The organism is Streptomyces sp. 8N616, from assembly GCF_052246385.1.
Classification (GTDB): domain Bacteria; phylum Actinomycetota; class Actinomycetes; order Streptomycetales; family Streptomycetaceae; genus Streptomyces.
On sequence record NZ_JBQQBY010000003.1, the window covers coordinates 36,930 to 53,976 of the forward strand.

The window sequence follows — 17,047 nt, forward strand, 5'->3', positions numbered from 1 at the left end:
CACTCGCCCTGTATGACAGTCGCCCCGGAAGGCACACTCCTCCCTATGAACGAGTGGCCCCAGGGATGGACCGGCGACGGCAGGGACGGCTACGGGCGCGGCAGCGCGAGCGCCCGGCCCGAGTCCGCACGCAGCATGCGCCATGTGCAGCGCCCGCGCTCGGGTGGCGGCTACGGCGGTGGGGGCTACGGCGGTAGCGGGCCGCAGGCAGAGCCGCCGCTTCCGCCGGGTCTCTCTCCGCACCGGGGCGCCGTCCCGGGCCAGCGGGGCTATGACGACTACGACGACTATGCGGACGACGGCTACAACCAAGGCCAGGTCTACGGCGGTGGCCGGGGCGATGACTTTTTCAGTCGTGGCCCGGACGGCCGCCCCGCCCCCAACCGGCGCCGCCGCATCAAGCGCGGTGTGCTGACGCTGGTCATCGTCTTCCTCGGCGTCTCCATAGCCACGTACTTCTGGGCCGACTCCAAGCTGAAGCGCGAAGTGGACCTGTCCAAGGTCATCGAGCGGCCGGAGACGGGCGCGGGCACGAACTACCTGATCGTCGGCTCCGACAGCCGTGAGGGCATGTCCGCCGAGGAGAAGAAGAGGCTGCGCACCGGCTCCGCCGAGGGCAAGCGCACGGACTCGATGATGATCCTGCACGTGGGCAGCAACGGGAACACGATGATCTCGCTGCCCCGCGACTCCGACGTGGAGATCCCGTCCTTCAAGGGCTCGGAGTCCGGCAAGCTGTTCCCGGCCGAGGGTCGGCACACCAAGCTCAACGCGGCCTACGCGGAGGACGGCCCGGAGCTGCTGGTCCGCACCGTCGAATACAACACCGGCCTGCACATCGACCACTACGCGGAGATCGGCTTCGGCGGCTTCGCCAAGATCGTGGACGCGGTCGGCGGTGTCGAGATCGACATCGAGCAGGAGATGAAGGACAAGAAGTCCGGATCCAACTTCGAGCCGGGCAAGCACACCCTCAACGGCGAGCAGTCCCTGGCGTTCGTGCGCCAGCGGTACGGCCTGACCGGCGGCGACCTGGACCGTACGAAGAACCAGCAGAAGTTCCTTTCGGCCCTGGCCGGCCAGACCGCCACTCCCTCGACCGTGCTGAATCCCTTCAAGCTCTACCCGACGATGGGCGCGGGCCTGGACACGCTCGTCGTCGACGAGGACATGAGCCTCTTCGACCTGGCCGAGATGTTCTTTGCCATGAAGGGCGTCACGGGCGGCGAGGGCAAGTCGATGAACATGCCGATCTCGGGCAGCTCCGGCGGCAACCTGGTCTGGGACAAGGCCAAGCTCAAGCAGCTGGTGAACGAGCTCAAGAACGACGAGAAGGTCACGGTCTCCGGCGACTGACCTGCTCGATCAGCTCGATCAGCCCGATCAGCTGAGCGAAGCCGTACGACGAAGGGCCCCGCCGATCCGGTCGGCGGGGCCCTTCGTCGTACGGGCGGCGGGCTACGGCAGGTTGCGGGCCATGACGATGCGCTGGACCTGGTTGGTGCCCTCGTAGATCTGGGTGATCTTGGCGTCGCGCATCATGCGCTCGACCGGGTAGTCGCGGGTGTAGCCGTAGCCGCCGAGGAGCTGGACCGCGTCCGTGGTGATCTCCATGGCGGCGTCCGAGGCGTAGCACTTGGCGGCCGCGCCGAAGAAGGTCAGGTCGCTGTCGACGCGCTCGGACTTGGCGGCCGCGGCGTAGGTGAGCTGGCGGGCGGCCTCCAGCTTCATCGCCATGTCGGCGAGCATGAACTGGACGCCCTGGAAGTCGGCGATCGGCTTGCCGAACTGCTTGCGCTCCTGGACGTACCCCTTGGCGTAGTCGAGCGCGCCCTGCGCGATGCCCAGCGCCTGCGCCGCGATGGTGATGCGGGTGTGGTCCAGGGTCTTCATGGCCGTGGCGAAGCCGGTGCCCTCCTCGCCGATCATGCGGTCGGCGGGGATGCGGACGTTGTCGAGGTAGACCTCGCGGGTCGGGGAGCCCTTGATGCCCAGCTTCTTCTCCGGGGCGCCGAAGGAGACGCCCTCGTCGGACTTCTCGACGACGAACGCCGATATGCCCTTGCTGCGCTTCTCGGGGTCGGTCACGGCCATGACCGTGTAGTACTCGCTGACGCCGGCGTTGGTGATCCAGCGCTTGACGCCGTTGAGGATGTAGTCGTCGCCGTCGCGCACGGCCCTGGTCTTCATGCCGGCGGCGTCGGAGCCCGCGTCCGGCTCGGACAGGCAGTACGAGAACATCGCGTCGCCCTTGGCGAGCTGGCTCAGGTAGGTCTTCTTCAGCTGCTCGGAGCCGGAGAGGATGACGGGGAGCGAGCCGAGCTTGTTGACCGCGGGGATCAGGGAGGAGGACGCACAGACGCGCGCCACCTCCTCGATGACGATCACGGTCGCCAGCGCGTCGGCGCCGGCGCCGCCGTAGGACTCGGGGACGTGCACCGCGTGCAGGTCGTTCGCGACCAGCGCCTCCAGGGCCTCCTGCGGGAAGCGGCCCTCCTCGTCCACCTCGGCGGCGAACGGCGCGATCTTCGCCTCGGCGAGCGAGCGCACCGACTCGCGGAGCATGTCGTGCTCCTCCGACGGCCGGTAGAGGTCGAAATCTGTCGAGCCCGCCACGGTGCCTTCACTCCCCAGAATCGCTAATTACCGTTAAGTAACTCAATTCTAGAGGCGGGCAGCGGCCGGGCATACGTGACCTTGCTGACAGCGAACTCCCCACCGCGCCTGGGGACACCTCCCAGGCGCAGCTCTGGGGATGCCCGCCTCACAGCCAGACTATGCTCGGGCCCGCAGTCCAGCCCGACCCACCATGGAGCACACATGGCCCCGAAGATCACCGTGATCGGCACCGGATACCTTGGCGCCACGCACGCCGCCGCCATGGCAGAGCTGGGCTTCGAGGTGCTGGGCGTCGACATCTCTCCGGAGAAGGTGGAGATGCTCTCGGCGGGCCGGGTGCCGATGTACGAGCCGGGGCTGGAGGAGTTGCTGGGCCGACATGTCGCGGGCCTGGAGGGCTCCTCGGGGCGGCTGCGCTTCACCACCTCCTACGAGGAGATTGCGGAGTTCGGCGACGTCCACTTCGTCTGCGTGAACACCCCGCAGAAACACGGCGAGTACGCGGCCGACATGAGTTACGTCGACACCGCCTTCGAGCAGCTGGCGCCGCATCTGCGGCGGCCCTGCCTCGTCGTCGGCAAGTCCACCGTGCCGGTGGGCAGCGCGGCCCGGCTCGCGGACCGGCTCGCCGAGCTGGCCCCGGTGGGCGAGGACGCGGAGCTGGCCTGGAACCCGGAGTTCCTGCGCGAGGGCTTCGCCGTCCAGGACACGCTGCACCCGGACCGGATCGTGGTCGGCGTCACGAGCGAGCGCGCGGAGAAGCAGCTGCGCGAGGTGTACCAGACCCCCGTCGCAGAGGGCTCGCCCTTCATCGTCACCGACTACCCGACCGCCGAGCTGGTGAAGGCCTCCGCCAACTCCTTCCTCGCCACCAAGATCTCGTTCATCAACGCGATGGCCGAGGTGTGCGAGGCGGCCGACGGCGACGTGGTGAAGCTGGCGGAGGCCATCGGGCACGACGAGCGGATCGGCAAGAAGTTCCTGCGGGCCGGAATCGGCTTCGGCGGCGGCTGCCTGCCCAAGGACCTCCGCGCCTTCATGGCCCGGGCCGGTGAGCTGGGCGTGGACCAGGCGCTCACCTTCCTCCGCGAGATCGACTCCATCAACATGCGGCGCCGCGGGCAGATGGTGGAGCTCACCCGCGAGGCGCTGGGCGGCGGCAGCTTCCTCGGCAAGCGCGTGACGGTGCTCGGGGCGACCTTCAAGCCGGACTCCGACGACGTACGGGACTCCCCCGCGCTCAACGTCGCCGGGCAGATCCACCTCCAGGGCGGCCAGGTCACCGTCTACGACCCCAAGGGCATCGAGAACGCCCGCCGTCTGTTCCCGACCCTCGGGTACGCCCCGACGGCGCTGGACGCGGCGCGCGGTGCGGACGTGGTGCTCCACCTCACCGAGTGGCAGGAGTTCCGCGACCTGGACCCGGCGGCGCTCGGCCAGGCCGTCGCGGAGCGGCGGATCCTGGACGGCCGCAACGCGCTGGACCCGGAGCTGTGGCGCGAGGCGGGCTGGACGTACCGGGCCCTGGGGCGCCCGCGGGCGTAGCGCCTTCCGGCGGGTCGTGGCCGCCGTCGGGCGCCGGCGCTAGCCGTCCAGGCGGCCGATCGTCACCGTCGACGGGGCGCGGCGGTGCTGGGTGGCGCGGGCGGTGAACTCCGTGTCCCGCATCACCCGCAGGGCGTTCTGCCAGGTCAGCTTCGCCAGGTCCGACTCCGGCCAGCCGCGCTCCACAAGTTCCGCAATCAGCCGCGGATAGCCGGACGTGTCCTCGAGGCCCATCGGGCGACCGACGCCGCCGGTGTCGTACGAGGCGCCGAGGCCGATGTGGTCCGGGCCCGCCACGGCCCGTACGTGGTCCAGGTGGTCGGCCACATCCCGTACGGTCGCCGTCCCCTCCCCGTCCGGGCACACGTACTCCGCCTCGAAGGTCACCATGCAGACGCCGCCGCGCGCCGCCATCCGGTCCAGCACGTCGTCGGGGACGTTGGCCGGGTGGTCGGTCAGGGCCCGGGCGGCGGAGTGGGAGAAGACCACCGGGGCCTTGCTGATGGCGATGGCGCGCCGCATGGTGGCGGCCGAGCTGCCGGACAGGTCGACGAGCATCCCGATCCGGTTCATCTCCCGGATGACCTCCTCGCCGAAGAGCGTGAGGCCGCCCGCGCGCGGCTCGTCGGCCGCTGCGTCCGCCCACGGGGTGTTCCGCCCCTCGGCGAGCGCCATCCGGCGCACGCCCAGCTGGAACAGGGCGCGCAGCGCGCCCAGCGAGCTGTCGATGCACTGGCCGCCGCCCGCGGCCAGCAGCGAGGCGACACGGCCGCGCCGGCGCGCCTCGATCATGTCGTCCGCGGTGAGGGTCAGGCGCAGCGCGTCGGGGTAGGCGCGGATGAGGGCGTGGACGAACTCGACCTGCTCGAGAGTGACGCTGACCGCGCGGTCGCCCGTCACCACCTCGGGCACGGAGACCGACCAGAACTGCGCGGCCACATGCCCGGCCCGGAGCCGGGGGATGTCGGTGTGCACCCCGCCCTCGCCGGTGTCGAGGTCGAAGCGGCTGGGGGTCAGCTCGTGGCCGGAGCGCAGCCGCAGTTCCCAGGCGAGCCCGTTGAGGCCGTCCACCACGGGGTGCCGGGCGAGCAGGGCCCGGGCGCGCGCCGCCGCGTCGGGCACCCCGGGATCGGGAGACAGTTCCGCCTCGGTGCAGGGGTCGACCGGGGTAGCGGGCGCGGCTGAGGGCGCGGGCGGCGCGTTCAGCGCGGGCGGGTCCAGCAGGTCGGTCGCGTCCAGCAGGACGGGGGCGAGGTCGGCCATGGCGCGGACTTTCGTGCTCGGCGGTCGGGGTTCTTCCGCCACCCTGACACGCTGGTCCGGGCCTTTCGCGGTGGGAGAGGCGTACGGGTGGTGCGCCGCCCAACCGACCTGACGAGCCGTTAGGCCGTCAGCCGTCGAGCTCCTCGATCGTCGCGTTCGAGGGGCGGCGCCGCGGGTCCGCCTGGATCCCGCGTGCCACGTCCTCGGCGGCCCGGAGCGCGCGCACCGCGTTGTGCCACGTCAGCTTGGCGACGTCGGACGGGGACCAGCCGCGGCGCAGCAGCTCGGCGATCAGGTTCGGGTACCCGGCGACGTCGTCGAGGCCCGCGGGCGTGAAGGCGGTGCCGTCGTAGTCACCGCCGATGCCGATGTGGTCGATGCCCGCCGCCTCGCGCATGTGGTCGAGGTGGTCGGCCACGGTGGTGGCGGTGGCGACCGGCCGCGGGTTGGCCTCCTCGTACGCGCGCTGGACCTTGAGCCCGGCCGGGGTGGTGTCGAGCGGGTGCAGACCGTGGGCGCGCATGTTCTCGTCGGCGCCCCGGGTCCACTCGATGGCCGCGGGGAGGATGAACTTCGGGACGAAGGTGGCCATGGCCACGCCGCCGTTGAGCGGAAGAAGCCCCAGGACGTCGTCGGGGATGTTGCGCGGGTGGTCGCAGACGGCGCGGGCCGAGGAGTGCGAGAAGATCACCGGGGCCTCGGTGACGCGCAGCGCGTCGCGCATGGTGTCGGCCGAGACGTGGGAGAGGTCGACGAGCATGCCGGTCCGGTTCATCTCGCGGACCACTTCCTCGCCGAAGCGCGTGAGCCCGTTCGCCCGCGGCTCGTCGGTCGCCGAGTCCGCCCACGGGATGGTGTCGTTGTGGGTGAGCGTCATATAGCGCACGCCGAGGTCGTAGAAGGCGCGCAGGGTGGCGAGCGAGCAGTTGATGCTGTGGCCACCCTCGGCGCCCATCAGGGAGGCGATACGGCCCTCGGCGCGGGCAGCCTCCATGTCGTCCGCGGTGAGGGCCCGGCGCAGGTCGCGCGGGTAACGCCGGATCAGCTGTCCGACGACATCGATCTGTTCGAGGGTGGCGCTGACGGCCTGGTCCCCTGCCATGTCCGAGCGGACGTACACGGACCAGAATTGCGCGCCGACTCCGCCGGCCCGCAGCCGCGGGATGTCGGTGTGCAGGTACGCGCTCTGGTCGGTGGCGATGTCCCGCCGGTCGATGTCGTAGCGGACCTGCTCGCGCAGGGCCCAGGGGAGGTCGTTGTGGCCGTCGGCCACGGGGTGGGCGGCGAGCAGTTCGCGGGCGAGTTCACCGTATTCGGGCACCGTCGCCGTCCTTTACTGGCCGAAACCGAAGCCCGCGGTGCCGTCGACCTTGGCCCGCAGCCGCTTGCCCTTCTCCGTGGCCTGCTCGTTCAGCTCGCCCTGGAACTTCCGCATGCGGGCGAGGAGTTCGGGGTCGTGGGCGGCGAGCATCCGGACCGCGAGCAGGCCGGCGTTGCGGGCGCCCGCGACGGAGACGGTGGCGACGGGGACGCCGGCCGGCATCTGCACGATGGAGAGCAGGCTGTCCATGCCGTCGAGGTACTTCAGGGGCACGGGGACGCCGATCACCGGGAGCGGGGTCACGGAGGCGAGCATGCCGGGCAGGTGGGCGGCGCCGCCCGCGCCCGCGATGATCGCCTTGAGTCCGCGGTCCGCGGCCTGCTCGCCGTACGCGACCATCTCGCGCGGCATGCGGTGCGCCGACACGACATCGACCTCGTAGGGCACCTCGAACTCGTCGAGCGCCTTGGCGGCGGCCTCCATCACCGGCCAGTCCGAGTCGGAGCCCATCACGATGCCGATGGCAGGGGCTGAGCTCATTCCTTGATCGTCCCTCGCAGATAGTCGGCGGCGTGCCGGGCGCGCTCGCGCACGTCGGCCAGGTCGTCGCCGTAGACGTTGACATGGCCGACCTTACGGCCCGGCTTCACGTCCTTGCCATACATATGGATCTTCAACTGCGGGTCGCGGGCCATGCAGTGCAGATACGCGGAGTACATGTCGGGGAAGTCGCCGCCGAGGACGTTGGCCATGACGGTCCACTTCGCGCGCGGGCGCGGGTCGCCGAGCGGCAGGTCGAGGACGGCCCGTACGTGGTTGGCGAACTGCGAGGTGACGGCGCCGTCCTGAGTCCAGTGGCCGGAGTTGTGCGGGCGCATCGCCAGCTCGTTGACCAGAATCCCAGAAGTGCCGTCGTCGCTTCGGGTCTCGAAGAGCTCCACCGCGAGATGGCCGATGACGTCCAGCTCCTTGGCGACGGTCAGGGCCAGCTCCTGCGCCTTGAGGGACAGCTCCTCCGAGAGGCCGGGCGCGGGGGCGATCACGGTGTCGCAGACGCCGTCGACCTGGATGGACTCCACGACGGGGTAGGCGACGGCCTGGCCGTGCGGGGACCGTACGACGTTGGCGGCGAGTTCCCGGACGAAGTCGACCTTCTCCTCGGCGAGGACGGGAACTCCCGCTTTGAACGGGTCACCCGCCTCTTCTGCGCTGCGGACGATCCAAACCCCCTTGCCGTCGTAACCGCCCCGCACGGTCTTCAGGACGACGGGGAAGCCTCCGCCTTCCTCGGCGAAGCGCACGACGTCGGCCGGGTCCGCCACAATCCGGTGACGCGGACAGGGCACGCCGATCGCGTCGAGCCTGGCCCGCATCACGCCCTTGTCCTGGGCGTGGATCAGGGCCTCGATCCCCGGGCGGATGACGACGCCGTCCGCCTCCAGGACCCGCAGGTGCTCGGTCGGCACGTGCTCGTGGTCGAAGGTGACGACATCGCAGCCCTGTGCGAAAGCACGAAGGGTCTCGAGGTCGTGGTAATCGCCAACGACGACGTCGCTGACGACCTGCGCCGCAGAGTCCTGCGGAGTGTCGCTGAGGAGCTTGAACTTCAGGCCGAGGGGGATGCCCGCCTCGTGGGTCATACGGGCGAGCTGGCCGCCGCCGACCATGCCGACTACCGGGAACGTCACCCACCCAGGGTATCCGCACACCGGGACCGCTTCCGCCCCGCGCCTTGGACGATCCTCCAAGCGCTTCGACGTGGGGAACTCCATATGAGAGGCCCGGCCATCCGCGGGTGTCGGCCAGCGTCATGAGGGGCCCCTGGTTAGCATGAGGAAGCCGGGCTGAAGCCGAGACCACGCCAGTAACGGAGCCACACGATCACTATGAGTGAACGGCGCACACTGCGTTCGCGGCTGGAGCAGCTCAAACAGCTGGCCCGCGAGCTCGCCAAGTTCGGGACCGTCGGCGCCGTCGGTTTCCTGGTGAACTTCGTCGTCTTCAACCTGTGTGTGCACGCCGTCGGCCTGGCCGTGGTGCGCTCCGGCGTAATTGCCACCTTCATCGCGATCTGCACGAACTACGTCGGCAACCGCTACTGGACCTACCGGGACTGCGACAAGTCCCGGCGCAGCCGCGAGCTCACGCTCTTCTTCCTCTTCAGCGGTGTCGGCCTGGTGATCGAGAACGGCATCCTGGCCCTCTCCCACTACGGCTTCGGCTTCACCTCGACCGTCGCGGACAACATCGCGAAGAACGTGATCGGGCTCGGCATCGCCACGGTCTTCCGCTTCTGGTCGTACCGGACGTGGGTGTTCCGGGCGCTGCCCGGGCGCAAGGCCGTCGAGACCGCGGAATCGTTCCTCGAGGAGAACACGCTCAACCGGACGAAGTGACGCAGGCTGCCCGCTCGGCTCCGGGCCTCGGCCCCGGCCCTTCTCATGGTCCTTCCCCTGGCGCACCTCCCGGGCCGTTGGGCCCAGGGGGACTACCGCTGGGTGGGGGTGCCCCCATCGCGGCTCAGGAAAAGCGCGAAGACCGGCGGCTGCTGCTGGAGCAGCTCGAGGCGCCCGCCGTCCGCCTCCGCCAGGTCCCGCGCCACCGCCAGGCCGAGCCCCGTGGAGCTCCGCCCGCTGACCGTGCGCTCGAAGACCCGGGCCCCCAGGTCCGGCGGCACGCCCGGCCCCTCGTCCGTGACCTCGACCACCACCTGGTTGCCCGTGACCCGGGTGCGGATGGCCACCGGACCGGCGCCGTGCATCAGCGAGTTCTCGATCAGCGCCGCCAGCACCTGCGCGACGGCGCCCGGGGTGCCCACGGCCCGGAGCCCCTTCTTGCCCGAGCGGACGATGATCCGCCCGGCGCTCCGGTAGGCCGGCCGCCACTCCTCGATCTGCTGCTTGACCACCTCGTCCAGATCGAAGCCGACGGCCGATCCGGTGTGCGGGTCCCGGGAGTTGGTGAGCAGCCGCTGCACCACGTCGGTCAGCCGCTCGACCTGTCCGAGCGCGATCGTCGCCTCGTCCTTCACCGTCGTCAGGTCGTCCGTGGCGGTGATCTCCTCCAGCCGCATGGTGAGCGCGGTCAGCGGCGTACGGAGCTGGTGGGAGGCGTCGGCGGCCAGCCGCCGCTCGGCCGTCAGCATCCGTCCGATCCGCTCGGCGCTCGCGTCGAGGACGTCGGCGACCCGGTCCAGCTCGGGGACCCCGTACCGCCGGTGGCGCGGCCGCGGGTCGCCGGAGCCCAGCCGCTCCGCGGTCTCGGCGAGATCGGTGAGCGGAGCGGTCAGCCGGTGCGACTGGCGTACGGCGAGCAGGACGGCGGCGACGACGGCGAGCAGCGCGACCGCGAGGATGATCAGCAGCGTGCGGCCGATCTCCTCGGTGACCGTGCTCGAGGACGCCTGGACGGTCACCGTCTCGCCCTCCTCGCCGCGCTCCTTCGCCTCGATGGCATCGCCCTCGGGCCGCTCGCCGACTTCGACGGGCGCCCGTCCCGGCATCTCGATCCGGGCGTAGCGGTCGGGGGTGATCTGGTTGCGCAGCACCTCGGGGCTGATCCGCTCGCCGCCCAGCAGGCGGCTGTCGACGATGCTGACCAGGCGTACGGCCTCCGAGCCGACGCTCTCCCGGGCGCTGTTCTCGATCGTCCTGGTCTCGACGATCACCAGGGAGATGCCGAAGACGGCGATGACGACGAGCACTACGGCGAGCGTGGAGTTGATCAGACGGCGGCGCACTTTGCCCTCCGGGCAGGGATCACACGAATCGGCGGGCCGCGCGGACGGCCGCCCCCGAGCCGAGCGCGGCATTCCGCCGCCCCGCCCGGCACTCGATGCTATGCATCACCGCTTCCCGCCCGGAGCGCACTAGCTCTTCTCGAACCGGAAGCCGACCCCACGCACGGTGGCGATGTAGCGCGGGTTCGCGGCGTCGTCGCCGAGCTTCTTGCGGAGCCAGGAGATGTGCATGTCGAGGGTCTTGGTGGAGGACCACCACGTGGTGTCCCACACCTCACGCATCAGCTGGTCGCGCGTGACGACCCGGCCCGCGTCCCGTACGAGCACCCGCAGCAGGTCGAACTCCTTCGCGGTGAGCTGCAGCTCCTCCTCGCCCATCCAGGCGCGGTGCGACTCGACGTCGATCCGCACGCCGTGGGTGGCAGGCGGCTGCGCCTGCGCTTCCGCTGCCCCGCGGCGCAGCAGGGCCCGCACGCGCGCGAGGAGCTCGGCAAGGCGGAAGGGCTTGGTGACGTAGTCGTCGGCGCCCGCGTCGAGCCCGACGACGGTGTCCACCTCGTCGGCCCGGGCGGTGAGCACGAGCACCGGGAAGCCGTGGCCCTCCGTACGGAGCCTCCGGCAGACCTCGAGACCGTCCATGCCCGGCAGGCCCAGGTCGAGGACGAGGAGGTCGACACTTCCCTGGAGACCGGCGTCGAGAGCGGTGGGACCGTCCTCCCGCACCTCGACCTCGTACCCCTCACGGCGCAGTGCGCGGGCGAGCGGCTCCGAGATGGATGAGTCATCCTCGGCGAGCAGTACTCGGGTCATGGAGTGATGGTAGTCCGCACTTTCGCCGGGGCGCCCCGTCCTGACAAGGGCCTCTGGGATGAGGCGGCGAGGTCGTGGGCTACCTTCGAATGTGCCTCGCTGGTTCCGCGTTCACCTGTGATCCATACCTCAAGTCCTTCCATATGTCCCATAACTTGACGTATGGTGACGAAGCGTCCATCCACACGATCAGGGACCTTTGGCTGCGTTCGAAGCGCCGGAGGTCCTTCGTCTGTGCGCGGCCGCCACCTCACCCCCCATTCCGGGCGCTCCCCCCACACACGGGTGCGTCCCGAGCGAGCAAGGAACGACCATGGCGTCCAGCCTGACGAAGGGCGCCGCACAGCAGGGGACCCCTGCAAGCGGCAAGACCTTCTTCGGCCACCCGCGCGGACTGGCCACCCTCTTCATGACCGAGATGTGGGAGCGCTTCAGCTTCTACGGGATGCGGGCGCTGCTCGTCGTCTACCTGATCGCCGGCGGCCCCGACGCCAAGCCCGGCAGCCAGGGCGGCGGTCTGGGCATGTCCGAGGCCAACGCGGTGGCCATCTACTCCGTTTACCTCGCCATGGTCTATCTGCTGGCCATGCCCGGCGGCTGGTTCGGCGACCGGGTCTGGGGCCCGCGCAAGACCGTCGCCATCGCGGGCGGTGTCATCATCTCCGGCCACCTCGCGCTGGCCCTGCCCGGCCAGGCGACGTTCTTCGTCGGCCTGGGCCTGGTGGCGCTGGGCTCCGGTCTGCTGAAGGCCAACATCTCCACGATGGTCGGCCACCTCTACGACGGTCCGCAGGACCCGCGCCGCGACGGCGGCTTCACCCTCTTCTACATGGGCATCAACCTCGGTGCCTTCGCCGCCCCGCTGGTCATCGGCACGGTCGGCCAGACGGTCGGCTGGCACTACGGCTTCGTGCTCGCGGCCGTCGGCATGGCGCTGGGGCTGCTCCAGTTCCTCATCGGCTCCCGCCACCTCAGCGAGAAGAGCAGCGTGGTGAACGCCCCGCTGTCCCGCGAGGAGCGCGACTCCACGCTGCGCAAGGGCCTGCTCTGGCTGATCGTCGCGACCGTCTTCTACGGTGTGGTCGCCTTCTCCGGCAGCTTCACGCTCAACTGGGCGCTGGTGCCGATCACTCTGCTCGGCCTGGTCATTCCGACGGCGGTGCTGTTCCGCATCAAGCGCGACAGGGAGCTGTCGGCGGTCGAGCAGACCAAGATGAGCGGCTACATCTGGTTCTTCGTAGCCGCCGCCGTCTTCTGGATGATCTACGACCAGGGCGGCTCCACGCTGGCCGCCTTCGCCGAGACCAGGACCGCGGACACGCTGCTCGGCTTCGGCTTTCCGTCCTCGTGGTTCCAGTCCCTGAACCCGCTGTTCATCATGGCGCTGGCTCCGGTCTTCGCCTGGCTGTGGGTGTGGCTGTCCCGGCGTGACCGGGAGCCGAGCACGACGGTGAAGTTCGCGGGCGCGCTGGTGCTGATCGGCGCCTCGTTCTTCGTCTTCGTCATTCCGATGCTGATGGCCGAGGGCGGCACGAAGGTCAGCCCGATGTGGCTGGTCTCGATCTACATGGTCCAGACGATCGGTGAGCTCTGCCTCTCCCCGGTCGGCCTGTCGGTGACGACCAAGATGGCCCCGGCGAAGTACGCGAGCCAGATGATGGGCGTGTGGTTCCTCGCGGTCACCGCGGGCGACTGCGCAACCGGCCTGCTGTCGCTGGCGGGTGTGGACCTCAGCGGGTCCGGCGTCGTCGGACTCGAGGCGGCGCTCGCGGCCCTGGCCGGATTCGCGATCTACATGTACCGCAAGCGGGTCGCGGGGCTGATGGCCGACGTCCACTGACCCACTCCGGCCCACCGGCCCACTGGCGTAAGCCTGGTGAGGGCCCCGGCGCACTCGGTGCCACCGAGTGCGCCGGGGCCTTCGCATTCATCGGCCTCCGCCGGCTAGCGGGTACCGCGCAGCCTGCGCCAGGGGGTGAAGGTGAAGACCGCGCCGCCGAGCAGAATGACCGTGCCCGCGACCAGGCCGAGGGCGCGCAGGGCGCCGTTGTCGCTCGCGCCGGTCTCGGCGAGGCCGCCGCTCGCGGACGAGCCGCCTGCAGAGCCGCCGGCCGAGCCGCCCGAACCGCCCGCGGCGCCTCCCGCCGCGGAGCCGCCCGCGGACGAGCCGCCGGAAGCGCCGCCCGGCTGGGCCGAGGTGTCCAGTTCGAGCGAGACGCCCGGGTCCTTCGCCGGCGTGCAGGTGGTGGTCGTGCCCAGGGCCTCGATGGTCAGGACGCCCGGGGTGAGCGTCGCCTTGCCGGTGGCACCCGGCTTGTACGTGCCCTTGAGATCGGGGATCTCGATGGGGTCACCGGACTTGATGGGCTCCTTGTTCGTCGGCCCTGCGACGTGGACCGTGCCCTTGTCGGCGCCGCCCAGCACGACCTCCATGGAGGGCTTGACCGAGTCCTCCGGGATATCGGCCGGGCTGTCCATGACGGACTTGGTGAACTTCACCGTCAGATCGAAACTGCCGCCGTTCTTCTTGCCGTTGATCTGGACCGGTGAGGTCGCCTCCTTGTCGCCGATGGGGGTCTTGCACGTGTACGGGACCTCGACCTCCTTGCCCTTGTACTCGGTGCCGTCGGGGTCTCCCCCGCCGCCGGAGGATCCGCCGGAGGCCGAACCGGACGACGTACCCCCGGACGACGAGCTGCCGCCCGTGGTGTTTCCGCCGGTCGTGTCCCCGCCGCCGTCCGTCACCTTGATGGTGGCGGCGGGCTTCACCTCCTCCTTTGGAGAACACTTGGTGTCCGTGGAGATGGGCTCGTTGACGTTGATGTTGTAGAAGCCGGGCGTCAGCGTCACCTCGCCCGCCTTCTCCAGCTTCAGTGTGCCCTTCATGTCGGACAGCACCATGGGACTGTTCTTGGGGATCGGCGGGTTCTGCCGTGCGCCCTCCACCGGCAGCTCACCGCTCTGCGCGCCCGCCACCGCGATCTTTCCCGTCGGCTTGACGCTGTCCTTCTCCAGGTCGAGGACGTCGGGGTTCTTGGAAGCGGCCTGCACCGTCTTCCACACCACCTCGACGGTGTCCCCGACCTTGGCCGTGTCCGGGGCCTGGATGTCCACCTTGGTGGTGCCCTGCACCGGTGGCATGCCGGAGATCGGCGGCGGTATGCATTCCGTGGCGAACGACACCTCTGCGGCCTGTGCCGGGCTCGCGGCGATCAGGAGCCCCGCACCGCCGAGCATCAGCGCTGAACCGGCCGCGCTCAGCTTCCGTTGGGAATTCACGAGCTTCCTTTCGACGTGGGTCGGTCTTCTGACGGTGCGGAGAGAGGTGCTTCCCGGGACGGAAGCGTGTCGGGGGTGAACCAGGGGAAGGCGGCGGCGGGTTCGCTCGCCGCGGTGGGGTCCGGGGGATCCGGGTCGCCCGGGGGGTCCGGGGGATCCAGGGGGTCCGGGGGGTTCAGGCCGCGCTGCCGGGTGCGGTGACGGCCCGCCGTATGACCCGCCGTACGGCCCGGCGCCCGCGGCCGTACGCGGTCGACGACCGCCATGCCGATCCGGAAGACCGCGGCCGGGACGACGACGAACAGCAGCACCCAGAAGAGCGTCACACCCCACGGGCGCCCGACGCCCCACGGCTGTTCGGTGAGCACCTTGTCCCCGTACTTCAGGGACACGAGGTAGTCGCCGTGCGCGCCCGCGGCCAGCTCGACCGGCAGCCTGATCCGCGCCTTCTCACCTGGCTGTACGGTTCCGCGCCACTGCTGTTCCTCCCACTGAGGGGCGAACACGCCATGCGAGGTGCCGACCCGGAAGACGGGGTTCCTGGCCGGGGCCGAACCGAGGTTGCCGACGGTCAGGACGAGTTGGCGCCGCGCCGGCGCGCCGAACCAGGTGAGCAGCCCGCTCGACCCCTCGAGCCGCGCCGCGAGCACCGCGAGCCGCCCGGTTCCCTCGTCCTCGGGCAGCGGGGCGACCGGGTGCCCGGCGACCTTCAGCGTCGCGTCCGCCGAGGCGGCCTCGCCCGTCACGGTCGCGACGTGCACGACACAGGGGCAGGGCTTGGGCGGTTCCGCGACCGGCAGCTTCCTGGTGAAGGTGCCGTCGGGGCGGGTGGTGACGGCGCGTCCGTCGGCGTTGGCGCAGGCGTTGGTACCGCCGATCATGTTCTGGCCGCAGATGAGCAGCGTCAGGAGAGTGCGGGGCCGCCAGCCCTCGCCTGTGACGGTGATCGTCCCGCCGGCGCCCGCCTCCTCTTCGGAGAGGCTGACGTTCGGGCTCTCGGCGGCCGCGGCGCGCGAGGCGCCTCCGGCGGGGAAGACGACGAACGAGGCGGCGGCCAGGACGGCGAGCAGCGCGGCCAGCACGGAGCGCTGTGCGGGCGGCGCGGCTGCGCGCGTTGAGCGCCTGGCCACGCGCGGACGAGCGAGCACGGAGTCGTCCGTCCCCGTGCCCGGTCGGGCCGGAGGACACCCCGGCCCGGCAGGTCGCCGGATGTCCTTGCTGCCGCTCACCGTGCCGCCCCCGATCCCGTATCCGCCAACGTCCGCTCGCACCCGGCCTCGTGCCCTCCGTCGTCCGCTCCGTCTCCGTCTCCTGCTCCTGCTTGCTCCGCGCCGCTCGCGCGGGACGCCCTTCTGCGTCTGCGGCGCACGTACGTGCCGCCCGCGGCCGCCGCCGCCAGGCCGCCGCCGAGCAGCAGGAACCCGGCCGCCGCCCAGGGGAAGGCGGTGTACGAGGCGGTGGCCGAGCCGTGGGCGCCGCCCGCAGCGGTGGCGGTGAGCGCGACCTGCACCGAGTCGAGCCAGGGCGCCCCGGGCCACTTCTCGGTGAGCCGCACCCGCTGGCCCGGCAGAAGCTCCATCGGGAGGGCGCGGGCGTCTCGCTGGAGCACCTCGTCGCCGAAGAGGCCGTCGGCCCGTACCGCGATCCGGGGGCTCAGCGCGGTGTTGCCGCGGTTGACGAGCGCGTAGTGGATCTCGGCGCCGCTGCCGGTCTCCGCGACGGACACGTCCTCGACCGACAGCGCGGACAGCGTCGGCCCGGTGACCCGCAGATGGATCCGTACGCCCGACTCCCGCCCGCCGCCGGTCACGACGACCGCGCCGGGGTGGTCGCCGGGCACGGCGTCCGGCGGGACGGTCACCGTGAAGGGGACCTCGGCCCGGGTGCGGGGCGGCACCTTCACCTGCGTGGAGGCGAGGGCGACCCACGCGCCGACGCCGGTACTCCGGCCGGTCTCCCGTACGGCGAAGGCCCCGGCGTGCGTGTTGTACGCGTCGGCGCCGCGCAGTTCTACGGTCCGCGGCCGGTCGCCGGGGTTGGTGACGGCGACCGTGTCCTCGAGCACGCTTCCCGGCCGCCCCTCCAGATAGAAGTACGCCCGCCCTCCCGCACTGGGCCTGCTCCCGCCCCCAGGCGCGGGCGCGGCCGACCAGCCCGCGTCCGCGGCGGGCACCCCGTACGCAGTCGCACTGACCAGCACCGCAGCGGCAGCGGCCAGCGCTGCGGCAAGAACCACGGCTCCCCTGCGAGTACGGGACGTCATCGGCGGCTCCTCAAGTGTTCGCTCGCGGACGGGTTGGGCACTGGCGCACCGCGGGGGGGGCACGTGGTGCGCTATCGGCAAGGGGCCGACGGCTCGCCGAACCTCGGTCAGCGTCGGTGATCAGCTGAGCCCGCAGCCCCGGGGCCCAGGCCCGCGGTCGGCGGCCCGCGGTCGGCGGCCGGCAGCGGGGCCGGTCGTGCGGCTCGGC

General features: G+C 71.0%; 14 protein-coding genes. 4 read left to right on the forward strand and 10 right to left on the reverse strand.

The features are described from left to right. Nucleotides 1-45 precede the first annotated feature (45 nt). Entirely contained in the window at nt 46-1,356 is a 1,311-nt protein-coding gene (locus ACTWQC_RS03310; RefSeq protein WP_443313969.1) for an LCP family protein, read from the forward strand. A gap of 102 nt (nt 1,357-1,458) precedes the next feature. On the opposite strand, the gene ACTWQC_RS03315 is transcribed toward ACTWQC_RS03310, so the two are convergent. Further along, complete coding sequence (locus ACTWQC_RS03315; RefSeq protein ID WP_443313970.1) at nt 1,459-2,616, reverse strand: acyl-CoA dehydrogenase; 1,158 nt, start codon at nt 2,614-2,616, stop codon at nt 1,459-1,461. Between the two features lie 204 nt (nt 2,617-2,820). Here ACTWQC_RS03315 and ACTWQC_RS03320 point away from each other — a divergent pair, with 204 nt between their 5' ends. Further along, entirely contained in the window at nt 2,821-4,164 is a 1,344-nt protein-coding gene (locus tag ACTWQC_RS03320; protein WP_443313971.1) for a UDP-glucose dehydrogenase family protein, read from the forward strand. A 39-nt stretch (nt 4,165-4,203) separates the two neighbouring features. Here ACTWQC_RS03320 and ACTWQC_RS03325 read toward each other — a convergent pair whose 3' ends face one another. The 4 genes from ACTWQC_RS03325 to ACTWQC_RS03340 all read right to left on the reverse strand — a co-directional run bounded on the left by ACTWQC_RS03325 (nt 4,204) and on the right by ACTWQC_RS03340 (nt 8,436). Next, a complete protein-coding gene (locus ACTWQC_RS03325) occupies nt 4,204-5,427 on the reverse strand; it encodes a dipeptidase (RefSeq protein ID WP_443313972.1) in 1,224 nt (407 codons plus the stop codon). A gap of 127 nt (nt 5,428-5,554) precedes the next feature. After that, complete coding sequence (locus ACTWQC_RS03330) at nt 5,555-6,748, reverse strand: dipeptidase (RefSeq protein WP_443313973.1); 1,194 nt, start codon at nt 6,746-6,748, stop codon at nt 5,555-5,557. A gap of 12 nt (nt 6,749-6,760) precedes the next feature. Then, a complete protein-coding gene (purE, locus tag ACTWQC_RS03335; RefSeq protein WP_443313974.1) occupies nt 6,761-7,288 on the reverse strand; it encodes a 5-(carboxyamino)imidazole ribonucleotide mutase in 528 nt (175 codons plus the stop codon). Further along, the gene (locus tag ACTWQC_RS03340) at nt 7,285-8,436 is read right to left on the reverse strand and encodes a 5-(carboxyamino)imidazole ribonucleotide synthase (protein ID WP_443313975.1); all 1,152 of its coding nucleotides are present in this window, start codon (nt 8,434-8,436) and stop codon (nt 7,285-7,287) included. The genes purE and ACTWQC_RS03340 overlap by 4 nt, the downstream gene beginning before the upstream one ends. A 198-nt stretch (nt 8,437-8,634) precedes the next feature. Here ACTWQC_RS03340 and ACTWQC_RS03345 point away from each other — a divergent pair, with 198 nt between their 5' ends. Beyond that, complete coding sequence (locus ACTWQC_RS03345; protein ID WP_443313976.1) at nt 8,635-9,144, forward strand: GtrA family protein; 510 nt, start codon at nt 8,635-8,637, stop codon at nt 9,142-9,144. A 92-nt stretch (nt 9,145-9,236) separates the two neighbouring features. On the opposite strand, the gene ACTWQC_RS03350 is transcribed toward ACTWQC_RS03345, so the two are convergent. Further along, nucleotides 9,237-10,487: an ATP-binding protein gene (locus ACTWQC_RS03350; protein WP_443313977.1), complete on the reverse strand. Its 1,251-nt coding sequence runs from the start codon at nt 10,485-10,487 to the stop codon at nt 9,237-9,239. Nucleotides 10,488-10,616: 129 nt separating this feature from the next. Further along, a complete protein-coding gene (locus ACTWQC_RS03355; RefSeq protein ID WP_443313978.1) occupies nt 10,617-11,297 on the reverse strand; it encodes a response regulator transcription factor in 681 nt (226 codons plus the stop codon). 313 nt (nt 11,298-11,610) lie between these two features. On the opposite strand from ACTWQC_RS03355, the gene ACTWQC_RS03360 reads away from it, so the two are divergent. Beyond that, a complete protein-coding gene (locus tag ACTWQC_RS03360) occupies nt 11,611-13,137 on the forward strand; it encodes a peptide MFS transporter (protein WP_443313979.1) in 1,527 nt (508 codons plus the stop codon). 104 nt (nt 13,138-13,241) lie between these two features. Here the strand turns inward: ACTWQC_RS03360 and ACTWQC_RS03365 are convergent, their stop codons facing one another. The 3 genes from ACTWQC_RS03365 to ACTWQC_RS03375 form a co-directional block, all read right to left on the reverse strand. Then, nucleotides 13,242-14,534 carry a hypothetical protein gene (locus ACTWQC_RS03365; protein ID WP_443314194.1) on the reverse strand — a complete coding sequence of 431 codons (1,293 nt, stop codon included), beginning with the start codon at nt 14,532-14,534 and terminating at the stop codon, nt 13,242-13,244. A 38-nt stretch (nt 14,535-14,572) separates the two neighbouring features. Next, on the reverse strand, nt 14,573-15,706 hold the full coding sequence (locus tag ACTWQC_RS03370; RefSeq protein WP_443313980.1) for a hypothetical protein: 1,134 nt from the start codon (nt 15,704-15,706) through the stop codon (nt 14,573-14,575). A gap of 95 nt (nt 15,707-15,801) precedes the next feature. Then, nucleotides 15,802-16,839: a COG1470 family protein gene (locus ACTWQC_RS03375; RefSeq protein ID WP_443313981.1), complete on the reverse strand. Its 1,038-nt coding sequence runs from the start codon at nt 16,837-16,839 to the stop codon at nt 15,802-15,804. Nucleotides 16,840-17,047 lie beyond the last annotated feature (208 nt).